General features: G+C 63.0%; 11 protein-coding genes. 6 read left to right on the top strand and 5 right to left on the bottom strand.

Going from position 1 to position 12154, the window contains the following annotated elements; genetic code table 11:
• Positions 1-72 precede the first annotated feature (72 nt).
• The gene (locus DLM46_RS09220) at positions 73-399 is read left to right on the top strand and encodes a hypothetical protein (protein WP_115100462.1); all 327 of its coding nucleotides are present in this window, start codon (positions 73-75) and stop codon (positions 397-399) included.
• Positions 400-452: 53 nt separating this feature from the next.
• Entirely contained in the window at positions 453-698 is a 246-nt protein-coding gene (locus DLM46_RS09215; RefSeq protein WP_208866249.1) for a hypothetical protein, read from the top strand.
• A 40-nt stretch (positions 699-738) separates the two neighbouring features.
• On the opposite strand, the gene DLM46_RS09210 is transcribed toward DLM46_RS09215, so the two are convergent.
• The gene (locus DLM46_RS09210; protein ID WP_115100461.1) at positions 739-1812 is read right to left on the bottom strand and encodes a DUF6765 family protein; all 1074 of its coding nucleotides are present in this window, start codon (positions 1810-1812) and stop codon (positions 739-741) included.
• Positions 1813-2255: 443 nt separating this feature from the next.
• On the opposite strand from DLM46_RS09210, the gene DLM46_RS09205 reads away from it, so the two are divergent.
• A complete protein-coding gene (locus tag DLM46_RS09205; RefSeq protein WP_115100620.1) occupies positions 2256-2489 on the top strand; it encodes a DUF2964 family protein in 234 nt (77 codons plus the stop codon).
• A 122-nt stretch (positions 2490-2611) separates the two neighbouring features.
• On the opposite strand, the gene DLM46_RS09200 is transcribed toward DLM46_RS09205, so the two are convergent.
• The 3 genes from DLM46_RS09200 to DLM46_RS39345 all read right to left on the bottom strand — a co-directional run bounded on the left by DLM46_RS09200 (position 2612) and on the right by DLM46_RS39345 (position 6501).
• Positions 2612-2962, bottom strand: coding sequence for an FKBP-type peptidyl-prolyl cis-trans isomerase (locus tag DLM46_RS09200; protein WP_244306038.1), 351 nt, complete (start codon positions 2960-2962; stop codon positions 2612-2614).
• Between the two features lie 529 nt (positions 2963-3491).
• Positions 3492-4433: a carbon-nitrogen hydrolase family protein gene (locus DLM46_RS09190; RefSeq protein ID WP_165847938.1), complete on the bottom strand. Its 942-nt coding sequence runs from the start codon at positions 4431-4433 to the stop codon at positions 3492-3494.
• Between the two features lie 400 nt (positions 4434-4833).
• Complete coding sequence (locus DLM46_RS39345) at positions 4834-6501, bottom strand: hypothetical protein (protein WP_165847937.1); 1668 nt, start codon at positions 6499-6501, stop codon at positions 4834-4836.
• 1449 nt (positions 6502-7950) lie between these two features.
• Here DLM46_RS39345 and DLM46_RS09175 point away from each other — a divergent pair.
• The 3 genes from DLM46_RS09175 (at position 7951) to DLM46_RS09165 (ending at position 11526) form a co-directional block, all read left to right on the top strand.
• Positions 7951-8898, top strand: coding sequence for a hypothetical protein (locus DLM46_RS09175; protein ID WP_115100457.1), 948 nt, complete (start codon positions 7951-7953; stop codon positions 8896-8898).
• 337 nt (positions 8899-9235) lie between these two features.
• Complete coding sequence (locus DLM46_RS09170; protein WP_115100456.1) at positions 9236-10627, top strand: FAD-binding oxidoreductase; 1392 nt, start codon at positions 9236-9238, stop codon at positions 10625-10627.
• Between the two features lie 308 nt (positions 10628-10935).
• Entirely contained in the window at positions 10936-11526 is a 591-nt protein-coding gene (locus DLM46_RS09165; RefSeq protein WP_115100455.1) for a BPSL1445 family SYLF domain-containing lipoprotein, read from the top strand.
• Positions 11527-11611: 85 nt separating this feature from the next.
• Here DLM46_RS09165 and DLM46_RS09160 read toward each other — a convergent pair whose 3' ends face one another.
• Positions 11612-12151 (bottom strand): YbaK/EbsC family protein, encoded by a 540-nt coding sequence (locus DLM46_RS09160; protein ID WP_115100454.1) that lies wholly within the window; start codon positions 12149-12151, stop codon positions 11612-11614.
• Between the last annotated feature and the right edge of the window lie 3 nt (positions 12152-12154).

Raw genomic sequence — 12154 nt, 5'->3', positions numbered from 1 at the left:
ACTCGGAACCGTACTCAGCAGCAAACCGGCAACAAGCAGATGCAGCGCACTCGGTGCGCAAGGAGAAGGGAAATGAACAAGAAGATCGTTGGCGCGGTACTTGGTCTGGCAGTTCTGGCGGCATCGTCGGTGGCATCGGCGCACGTGGATGTGGCCGTCGGAGTCGGCATTCCGGTTGCAGTCTATGCACCGCCCCCACCCGTTTATGTCGCGCCGCCGGTTGCCTACGAAGCGGCTCCGGTAGCGGTCGCCTATGGCGGCTATGGCGGCTATGGCGGCTATGGCGATTGGAGAGCACGCCAATGGCGCGAGCGTCGCGAATGGCGCGAACGCGAATGGCGCCGCGAGCAATGGCGTGAGCATGAATGGCGTGAGCGCGACCGTTGGGGCGGCTATTGAAATGACGCAGCAATGCCCCACCTTCGAAAAACTCGACAACACGGTACGTTCAGATGAAAGCTAGTTTTATCAAAACCGCCCTCACGGCGATTGCATTGACCGCGGCCGCTGCGGCCACCATCGGCACGGCGAACGCGGCCGGCTGCGTCAAGGGTGCCGTGGTGGGCGGAGTCGCTGGGCACTATGCCGGGCATCACGCGGTCGTGGGCGCGGTGGGCGGTTGCCTGGTGGGAAGACACATGGCGAAGAAACATGCGGAAGAACAGGCTGCCCAGCGTCAGGCAGCGCGCCAGCAATAACCTGGCGGATACCTGAAAGATCGGGTTATTGCCGGCTCATTTACGCGATCCGCAGTCCATGAGCCGGCAGGATTTCCTGCGTCGTCACGAAACGGTGCTCCTTGACGGCATCGTGAAAGCGCCGGTAGTCGCTTCTTTCGAAAGCTTCGCTCCATGGCGGGCGGTCCACACCGTCATCGTCGGATTGCAAACCGGTCGCTTTGCACTTCCACGAGCCCAAACCTTTGGCCACGTAGTCCGGCACAGACTCCCGCAAGCCGGGAATGGCGCCCGCCTTGACCGCATCGCAAATGGTCCGCAAGCGCTTGTTGTCGTCCAAATCCCGGTTGCTGGCGAGAAGCTCGGTGAGCACCTCTTTCACGTCATCCGGCATGCCCGGCTGAAATTCGAAATCCGCCCGCCCAGCCACATAAGCGCGAACCACGCGGCAAGCCATTTCGGCCGCCTGGACGAACTCGTTCAGATTATGTCTTTCGATGCGCACGCCCCGGCCATCGACGTAATTCCATATCGCCCACGGCTGGTCGGGAAAGTACAATGCAGCGCCGTGACCGACGGGCAGCGCAGCCGTTAGTACATCGGACTCGACTCGGTCGATCAGATGCCGCGTCGCGCGAGTAAGATGCGCAAGCCAGTTTTCCGGCGTGCAGTCTTCGGCCTCCAGCTGATGAATCCGGTTCATCCGGCTTTCGATACCGGCGAACCCTTGATGCGCCCATGTATCGACATAAGCGTGGAGCGTCACACCCAGCCGGTGCAAAGCGGTGTCGGCGCCTTTTTGCCGGATCGCCCGCCGGACGACCTCGCGCGCCACGGCGCTATCCGCCCGGCACACCGCCTTATCTTCCAGCGTTTCCCCTTCGCCGGCCGGCAGAAAATGAAACGGCGTCCACACCAGCGTGTTCTGATCGTTCTCGGTGTTGGAATAGTCGAAAAGCTTGTGCGCGGTGGCAAAACGCTCAAACGTCTCGCCGCCTGAAAAACGCAGTATTCCGTGGGTTGTCGCGTCGTCGACATACTGGCACGCATGCGCCACCGTGAGCGCCTCGCACGCAGTCATCCCGCCAATGCGGGCAACGATATAGACGACCCCATAATGAAAGTCGATGTTCATGCAGGCGCTCCTGACGGGCGACGAATGACGGCGGTTCTCCTCGAGTGCGCAAAGCGGCGCTTCCCACATCCACGCGTGAGTAAAAAGTAAACGACTGAGCACGTGCGGACTTGAAAATCAGACTTGAAAAAAGACCGCGCCTGCCCGCCGCTCCTCGAGGGTCAGACGCGCCGCGCACGCGTGCATTTCGTCACTACCGACATAGTTCGCGCCGCCGCCTGCGCGCAGCGGGAGACGTTCGGCGTTCTCGTCGCTACCGAATGAATAGCATCGCGACCATGAGAGGCTGGATGTTCCCGGTTGATGTTTTTACTGGTTGGCGAGTCATACAGGCTTTCTATAATTGAACAAACACTCGCCATACAAGCGGGTGTTCTCTCTATCGCATGACGCTCGAATTGAGTTCTTCACTGCCGCCGTATTCCGGCGGAAAGGATGATTCAATGAAACTCGACAGCTGGAGAGAAGGCGCAAGTCCAGAACGGCGCAAGCTTATTCGCAGCAAGGTGCACGTGTTGCTGGCCACGATCGGCACGCTGTCAGCAGTTGCCGGAATCGGCGTGGTGATCAATGGCGGCGTGGAATTCGACCGACTCAAAGTGTTCGTCGGTGTCGGCATCATAGTGGTGTCGACTATTGTCTATGTATTGATGCTCTTTACAACGCCGAGTGAATGACAGCCTGCCTCCTCGCGTTTCGCCACAGATAAATTGCAGCGGGCAAATCGCGGACCCTCAAAAGGAAAAGCCCCGCTTCGGTGTCCGAAGAAGGGCCTGGTCCTAACGAAGCTGGCACTCGATCACTTGACGATACCAACCAGTTCGACCTCGAACGTCAGATCACTGTTCGGCGGAATCGGGCCGACGCCGCGCTCACCGTAGGCGGTAGCCGCCGGGCAGGTCAATTTGGCTTTGCCGCCTACTTTCATTTTCTGCACGCCTTGCGTCCAGCAAGGAATCACTCGTCCGAGCGGAAAGGTTGCCGGGCCGCCGTGCTTTGCAGAGCTGTCGAACTCCGTGCCGTTGGCGAGCGTGCCGCGGTAGTTGACCTTCACGACATCGTCCGCCGTGGGCTGGACGCCGGTGCCCTGCGTAATATGCTCAACGACTACGCCGGAAGGGAGCTTTTCGGTAGCGGGTGCAGCGGCCATGGCCGTTGAAGAAAGAACAGCCGCAGCGACCAGAACAAGAATTGATTTCAAGGCGAGTCTCCAGGTGGGTAGTGCGCGTCATTGTAGCGGATAGCATGCTGCAAACCGACGTGAGTGGTTCTCGATCGGCGCGATGAGTCTCGCACCGGTCGCGATGTTCCAGGCAATCCGGTCACGCGTGCAAGCTCATTCAGACTCATTCAGCGCCCTCGCTCGACGGAGGCCCGCTTTTCGCGATCTCCCGTCGCGTCAATTGCACGGTTTGCTGCGCCATCCGCTTGAGCAAGCCGTCGGGCAAGTGAGCTTCTTCATCGTTTGGACACGACGCAAACTCAGCGTTGTAGCGTTGGCCGCTCACGCTTGCCTGTTCATGAGCGATGCGGCCGTCGCCGGTGAGATCGCGGCACTCCTGATCGCGGGCCTGTTGGCGTTGCTGTGGATCGTACCCGCGCCGCACCACGATACGGTAGGCGCGGTGCGGCCAGCTTCGTTGAAGCGGATATTCGCCTGCGCTTTGAGTCCGGTGCCTTTAATCCAGACGATGCACGGCGTAGGCGCCCGGCATCTCGTCGCCACGCGCGTTGAACGCGTTGAAATCCGCGAGCACCGTTTCACGCTCGCGCACATCGGCCAGAACCGCCGGATCGAGTCGCGCCGTAATCACCTCTTCGCCCTCACGACTCGCCTCTGCCACCACCTCGCCATACGGGCTCCAGATAGCGCTTGCGCCGCAGGTCTGCCAGCCGCCCGTCGTGCCGACGTGATTCGACATCAGCACATACATGGTGTTGTCGAAAGCGCGCGCGGGAAACCAGATGCGCGACTGGTGATAGCCGCTCTTCACGCTGAAGAGCGCGCTCACCAGATAGGCGTGGGCGCCGTTTATTGCTGCAAAGCGCGCGTGCTCCGGAAAACCCGAGTCATAGCAGACGCCGAGTGCGAGCCGCCAGCCGTCGATCTCCAGCATCGCGCCTTGAGCACCCGGCCGATAGATCCGCATCTCGCCGCTGTAAAGATATTGCTTGTGATACGGCTCGATGAACTCACCGGAACGGCTGAACACCAGCGAAGAAATGAAAAGGCCGCCAACGCCACGCGTTGCCGCACCGACGACCACGGCGATCTCGCGCTGCCGGCAGACTTCACGGATCGGATCGAGCCGAGCGTCGTCTGTGTCGAATGCGTATTTCGCGGGGTCGCCGGCAATCAGGTCGGGCTCATAGCCGCTCAGGAACTTCTCCGGAAGAACCACCAGTTTCGCGCCCCTATCGGCGGCGAGGCCGGTCAATTCGACGGTTCTGGCGATGTTTGCCGATACGTCGCCGGATACCGGCTGCGCTTGTGCCGCGGCGATCAGCAATGACGCTTGAGGGAACGATGCCGGTTTGTGATTCAACACGAACTCCGTTATGAATGGACCGTTGCGGTATGTGAGCGAGCGTTTGTCGAACACCAGCGCGCGCGAAGCCATGACATTCTAAACACGGTCGGCGCTTCATGTGCCAGTGCAAAGATGCGAGCGCGTATTAGCGGTGGCGCGCGTGAGGGTGGTCATGCTGCCCAAGTTTCTTGGTGGAGCAGGAGCGGGGAATCCAGGTGGAGCGGCGAGGGTTGTCCGAGCGCCTTGCCGGGTGATGGTTGGGATATGAGAGGTCTCGAGTCATACCCTCGACGAGATTGCCTTCGGTTCGAAGGCATATCTGTCGATGGGATTTCATGCGGCTTGTTCTTTGTGTTTTTGTGCTTTTGTGTTGGATACGTGAACGGGACACAGAACGGCCGTCGTGGTGTCCGCTCACGTCTCCAAGGCGAAAACTTCTGCTTGAGAGGCCGTCTCGCCGACCGCCGCGCGCTGAACGAAATTCGCCGCGTCAGTGGCCGTGGCCACCGCCGTTGCCTTGGCCTCCGTTGCCTTGGCCTCCGTTGCCTTGGCCTCCGTTGCCTTGGCCTCCGTTGCCTTGGCCGCCGTTGCCGTGACTTCCGTTACCCTCGCCGCCGTTGCCGTGACCGCCGCTGCCCTGGCCTCCGTTACCCTGACCGCCGTTGCCGTGACTTCCGTTACCCTCGCCGCCGTTGCCGTGACCGCCGCTGCCCTGACCGCCGTTACCCTCGCCGCCGCTGCCGTGACCGCCGCTGCCCTGACCGCCGGCACCCTGGCCGCCGCTGCCGTGACCGCCGCTGCCCTGGCCGCCGTTGCCCTGACCGCCGCTGCCGTGACCGCCGCTGCCCTGGCCGCCGCTGCCCTGACCGCCGCTGCCGTGACCGCCGCTGCCCTGGCCGCCGCTGCCCTGACCGCCGGCACCCTGGCCGCCGCTGCCGTGACCGCCGCTGCCCTGGCCGCCGCTGCCCTGGCCGCCGCTGCCGTGACCGCCGCTGCCCTGACCGCCGCTGCCGTGACCGCCGCTGCCCTGGCCGCCACTGCCCTGACCGCCGTTGCCCTGGCCTCCACTGCCCTGACCGCCGTTGCCGTGACCTCCGTTACCCTGGCCGCCGTTACCTCCTGTGCCGCCATCGCCTCCAGTACCCGTTCCACCAGTGCCTGTTCCACCCGCACCGGTTCCGCCTGCGCCACCAGTGCCCGTCCCACCCGTACCTGTTCCGCCTGCCCCACCGGCGCCCGTCCCACCCGCACCCGTTCCGCCTGCGCCGCCAGCGCCCGTCCCACCCGCACCCGTTCCGCCTGCGCCGCCAGCGCCCGTCCCACCCGCACCCGTTCCGCCTGCGCCGCCAGCGCCCGTCCCACCCGCACCCGTTCCGCCTGCGCCGCCAGCGCCCGTCCCACCCGCACCCGTTCCGCCTGCGCCGCCAGCGCCCGTCCCACCCGCACCCGTTCCGCCTGCGCCGCCAGCGCCCGTCCCACCCGCACCCGTTCCGCCTGTGCCGCCCGCGCCCGTCCCGCCCGCGCCGCCAGCGCCCGTCCCGCCCGCACCCGTTCCGCCTGCGCCACCAGCGCCCGTCCCACCCGCACCCGTTCCGCCTGCGCCGCCAGCGCCCGTCCCACCCGCACCCGTTCCGCCTGTGCCGCCAGCGCCCGTCCCACCCGCACCCGTTCCGCCGACGCCAGCCGCCCCGGTACCAGCGCCACCGCCGCCAGTCCCAGTACCAGCAGCCGACCCCGCTCCCCCATTGCCACCGCGGCCACTACCGGAACTCCCCGCCCCGAGCCCTCCCGGCCCCGACGTGGTCCCATTCCTTGCACCGCCACCGCCGGCGCCACTCGAAGAAGTCCCGTTCCCCGTTCCGCTCCCATCGCCGCTCTGCGGACCGGCCGCCGATGTCGAGCCACCAGCCGCGATCATTCCGGTCCCGCCAGCCACCACCGAACCGTCGTATTCGCGCTCGCAACCAACCGTGTCGACTATCGGACAATCGGTCGGCGAAGCTTGCGCCAACGTCAACCTCGCCGAGTCGGTCGACTGCGCGACAGGTGTCGCCGGATTGGTTTGCGCACCGGCCATTGCAGCATACAGAGTCACGGCAACTGCCAGAACCGCCTTGCATGTCCCCAACGCCCTTGTTTCCCCGTTGTACTTTTTCATTTGTGTCTCCTAACCATATTCCAAAGTCAGATTCATGCAGCCAGCGAATCTCTGTTCACTGTCGAAAACGAACGTCAAAGCCCGCTCACATGTGCTTCGCGCCACTCGAATAGCGCGTAGCGCCCGGCATCTTTCTCACGGAAAATCCCGGTCCGATTTGATATACCCCGAGAGAAACCGTTGGCTGTGCGCGAACAAAGTCGTGGAAAGATCGCAGCAGGACCTGATTGAAGTTCACGTTATGCGGAGCGCAACTCACAGACCGTGCGCTACCCCACGCAAAGCGAAATGGCCGGTCTTTTTTCAACTAATTTGTGAGTCGATCCGACAAATATCGTCATTTCTCGATCTTGATGACCGCTACATTTTTTCTTCGATCATGCGGTCCGAATGATTCTTGTTATTTAAAATTCAGACCGCCCCGGCATATGAATCGAGCGCTTCTGCTTCTGAGCTGGGCCCTGGAGCAGAAGCCGCGTGAAGGTGCGAATGAGATCTGTTTTCGCGATGGGAATCAGGCAGCGAAACAACGATGAAGCGTTCGAACGCTTCATACAAGCGTTTATCCGAACATAGCGGAGAAATTTGAAAGGCGGGAGTGAGGGCAATCACACATACAGTGAAAACCGAGCGGGTTTACACTGCCATCCAATTGCCCTTTTATTGTCAGTATCACGCTGAATACGGCGCTCGAATCAAAGCGTCGCAATTACGCCGCCATCGACATACAAAATATGTCAATTGACGAAATTCGATGCATCGCGGAATAGAAAGACCGCGACGCGTGGGAACCAACTGGCACGCGGTAACCGGACAGAACCGGACAGTCGGCGCTGGGTGCGGCGAGAAAATCAGCCGCGCCGCCAGCGACAGCAAACCGAACGTCACAGCGGGACTGTTGAGGTGCATTGTTGGCAGCAACAACGCGATCGACACGCCACCGGCACAGCGCCCTATACGAGCAAGATGCGGGCGAACGTGAGGGGCGCGTAGAAATGGCGCGACAGCGGAACGCCTGGCACTTCGAACAACACGTGCGAAGCCGTGTTGCGACAACCGGGGGTTGCGTCGATACGTGCATAATCGCCCATGCGAAAAGGCACCTAAATCGACACTTCTGTACGGCTCGCATGTGCGCGCAAGGCGCCGGCCTCGCGGTGCTGCCGTGCCCGCTCGGCGACAGCACGCCCGGGCTCGTGCGCATCGAGCTGAACGAAACGCCGCCGGGCCGCAACGTCTGATTCGGCTAGCACCGCGACTTGCGGCGCCCGGCACGGCCACGTGCGCTGCTCGATATGACGATCGAGGCGGTGGGTGAGGTTGAGCGCATCGGTGTAGCGCATCGATCTGGCACGTCGCAAAGTCGTGACAGCCGCTCGCAAAGCGGTTGCATCAGGGGAAAAACCGACACGGCACGATGCAGCTGGAAATTTTCGAACTGGGATTACCGTGTTTTATTTTTTTGCGATTCCTGTGGTCGTCATCTTTCTGGTCAAAACCCATTTTGGACTATTGACCGGACTACTCAGCGGCGTGGCGACACTGGTCACCGAATACGTGCTCGTCTCCTGGCTCGGAGGAAAAACCATGCGCAAGCAAGCCGCTCTGGCGGCGGCATCCGGCGCGGCTGAGCACGCGCAGCCGTCCGCCGACACGCTCGCGCTGGCGGCATCGCTCGCTGCGCCGGCCGCGCCGGCGACGGTCGACACGAGCGTGCGGGTCTGGCGGCCGACCGATCGCTACCTGCCGGTCGACGAGTTGCCTTACCCGATCGGCCGCCGTTCCTTCGACGAGCGCGACAACGAACAATTGCTGCCCAGCTATATCGGCGAGACCGCCTGCTTCGATCTCATCGGGTTCGCTTTGAGCGATAACGTCAAGCGCGAACCGAACGCCGAAGCGCTTTTGCACAAGCAGTTGTACGAGGGCTTCAGGGAAGCGATCGGCTCGTATCTGGACATCGAAACAGGGGGGGACGGCACGCCGGCCGCCATGGTGAGTTTCGATGAGCTGGCGAAGTTTCCGACTTTCGCGCACTTCAGGAACGGCTCGCGAGCGCTGCTTACCGCTGCGTTCCGCTCGCGTGACGCGGTGTGGGGCGGACTGCGCCACGACGGCGAGAGCTTTCGCTTCCCGCTCGGTCATCTGGTCGGCATCCGTTTCATGGTGTGGGTGCCCGCGCGTGGCGGTGGCGGCTATACGGTCGATCTCGTCTTCAACGTGCCGCGCAAGCAATCGGCGCTGAAGGGCCCCTCGCCCTACAACTCGTTTTACACCGGCTTCAACCTCGATTTGCCCTACTCCGAACTGAATTCGTTTTCGGTATTTGCCGCCCTCACCGACATCGCACTGCTGTTCGACGTACGCGCGCGATGCGACACGGCATCGGATGTCTGAGCCGCGATCAGACAGAAAAAATTGCGGCCCGGCCTCCCGAGTGTCGCCGCGTGACCACCACAACGGCACTCGACCAACACTTCTTCACACCGTCTTTTCCCGAAGCATTCCCACCATGCCGTGCGCGCGCATGAGCCATCATCGCCGCCATTCGTGCAGAAGCCCGTCGCACAGGCATTCGCGCGGCATTCGTCGCTCTCGCGGGTTTACCCATGTTTGACTTGAGGAAACAGGCCCGTTTACTGGACTCAATCCAAGCCTTTTCAGACCGGTTCATTTTGCTTTGGTCAGCTGAATAGCGTTCTGAAAAGCGTCCAACCGTGTCTGGAGGTGTGCCATGGTGAGTGTGTCCAGCAATGCCATTGAAGATTTAAAAGCCGCGACGCGGGGCCAGTTGCTGCTGCCCGAGGATGCCGGTTTCGACGAGGCGCGCAGCATCTGGAACGCGATGATCGACCGGCGTCCCGCGATGATCCTGCGCTGTGCCGGCGTGGCGGACGTCCGCCGCGGCGTGGCGTTCGCGCGCGACAACGACCTGCCGCTGGCGGTGCGCGGCGGCGGCCATAACATCGCCGGCAGCGCCCTTTGCGAGGACGGCCTCGTGATCGACCTGTCGCCGATGAAATCGGTACGCATCGATCCGGCGGCACGGCGCGCCTATGTCGAGCCGGGCGCGAAGCTCGGCGATTTCGACCATGAAGCGCAGGCTTTCGGACTCGCCACCCCGCTCGGCATCAACTCGACTACCGGCGTCGCGGGGCTCACGCTCGGCGGCGGCTTCGGCTGGCTGAGCCGCAAATACGGCATGTCGGTGGACAATCTGATTTCGGCGGATGTGGTCACCGCCGACGGCGAATTGATCCACGCGAGTGCCGCTTCGGACGAAGATCTGTTCTGGGCGATTCGCGGCGGCGGCGGCAATTTCGGCATCGTCACGCTATTCGAGTTCGCGCTGCATCCGGTGGGACCGCAGGTGTACGGCGGCCTGGTCGTGCTGCCGCTGGACCAGGCGAAGCACGCCCTCACCCAGTACCGTGCGGCCGCGGACAGCATGCCGGAAGACCTGAGCGTATGGGCCGTGCTGCGCCTCGCACCGCCGCTGCCGTTCCTGCCGCCTGAAGTGCACGGCAAGCCCGTGATCGTGTTCGCGATGTGCTACACCGGCCCCATCGACAATGGACCCGCCGCTGTGGAGGCGGTACGCGGCTTCGGCCAGCCATACGGGGAACATCTTGGACCGATGCCGTACGCGATGTGGCAAAAAGCGTTCGACCCGCTGCTGGCTCCCGGCGCGCGCAATTACTGGAAGTCGCACAATCTGGCCAGCGTGCAGGACGGTCTGATCGATGCGCTGCTCGACGCCATCGGCAAGCTGCCGTCGACGCAATGCGAAATCTTCCTCGGGCAAATCGGCGGCCAGACCTGCCGCGTGGCGGCCGACGCCACCGCCTATCCGAATCGCGACACGCTCTTCGTGATGAACGTGCACGGCCGCTGGGACGATGCGCGCGAGGACGAACGCTGCGTCGCCTGGGCGCGCGCTTTCTTTGAAGCGTCTGCCCCGTTTGCGCTAGGCAGCGTGTACGTCAACTTCATGACCGAGGAGGAAGCGGGACGTGTGGCGCAGGCGTATGGACCGAATTACGAACGCCTCATCGCGGTGAAGGGCCGCTACGATCCGCACAACCTGTTCCGTCACAATCAGAACATCAAGCCTGCCGCGCAGTAGCCGGCCAGGCAGGCGCGCCGGGCGCCGACACCTGAAGCCCGACGATAGCGTGTCCGCCGCAACAGGCCTGACAGGGGCCGGCCGGCGGACACCCTGCGTCATTGATTGCTTTACGGCGTGCGCCGGACGGTGGGGTTTTCGCGGGCGCGCCGGGCGCTGAGCGCGCGCCATGAGGCGACGTCTGTACCAGGCACGGGAACTGCTGCACCCATATTGCGTCACATGCCTGTCCCCGGCCGATTCCGCCGGGGCCCAAAGAGGACGGCGACAGCCGAACCTCAGATAATGAACGCATAGGGAGAGCCATCATGCGTAGACGACAATTCATCACCACCACCGGCGTCGTCCTGGCGACGGCGGGTCTTGGCCTCGCCGGCTGCACCACCACGTCGCCGTCTTCGAGCGCGTCTGATTCGGCCAACGCGGGCAAGCGCGACACGATCAATGCCGGCGTCGATTCGACCCTCGAGCGGCTTTATGCGAACGTCGCCGGCTCGCGCGAACTCGTTTCGAAAGCGCACGGCGTGCTCGTGTTCCCGTCCGTCATCTCGGCCGGCTTCTGGTTCGGCGGGCAATACGGCGAAGGCGCGTTGCGCGTCGGCGGAAACACGGCGGGTTACTACAGCACGGTCGCGGGATCGTTCGGCTTGCAGATCGGCGCGCAATCCAAGGCGCTCATATTCCTTTTCATGACGCAGGATGCGCTCGACAAATTCCTCGGCAGCCAGGGGTGGGCGGCAGGTGTCGACGCGACGGTCGCCGTGCTGAAGGTTGGCGCCAACGGCGCGATTGATACGTCGACGGCTACCAGCCCGGTCCAGGCTTTTGTGCTGACTAATGGCGGGTTGATGGCGGGGGTGTCGCTGGGAGGCACCAAGATTTCACGATTGATTATTTAAGCCAACGGGCGCCTTGCGTAGCGCTTTTTGGTTGTACGCCGCAGACAATCAGACAAAAAGCGCCGCGCAGGCAAGAAACAGCGTTTCAGCCGGCTGGCAAGGTCAGCGACGCAAGCTCACATCGAGGCCACTGCCGCAAAACATCCGGCGCCAACAGCAGCTTGGCTGCCCTAACCCCGGCGCCCATCACAATCTGAGCGCGCTCCATCACGGCAGCATCGACGAGAATGCGCCAATCGTCCGGCAAGCCGAAGGCCGTAATCCCGCCGAACTCCATTCCGCTATGCTCCACAGCGTCCTCCCGCCTGGCAAACGAAAGCCGCTGCGCGCCAAGCGCCGCCTTCACCGCGCCGTTGATATCCAGACGCAACGACCCCAGCGAGACCAGCGCCGCGTAGTGCTCGGCGCCCGACTTCTTATAGCGAACCACGATGGTATTCGCGCAGTCTTCGAGACCAAAGCCATAACGCGCGCTGAATTCGGCGGTGTCGGAAGCGTCGTCGCTGACGGCGAACACCGTGACGCCCTGGACCGGCAACTGTTCGACGACATGCGCAGGCAAATGCGCGCCCAGTTGTTCCACTGGAATAACGTCCAGCTGCTGTACGAGTTCGTGTGAGTGCATAGT

Source organism: Paraburkholderia lacunae (assembly GCF_003353175.1).
In the GTDB taxonomy this organism is placed as follows: Bacteria; Pseudomonadota; Gammaproteobacteria; order Burkholderiales; family Burkholderiaceae; genus Paraburkholderia; species Paraburkholderia lacunae.
Note: the sequence above shows the minus strand (reverse complement) of the source record. Positions and strands in the feature narration are given on the sequence as shown.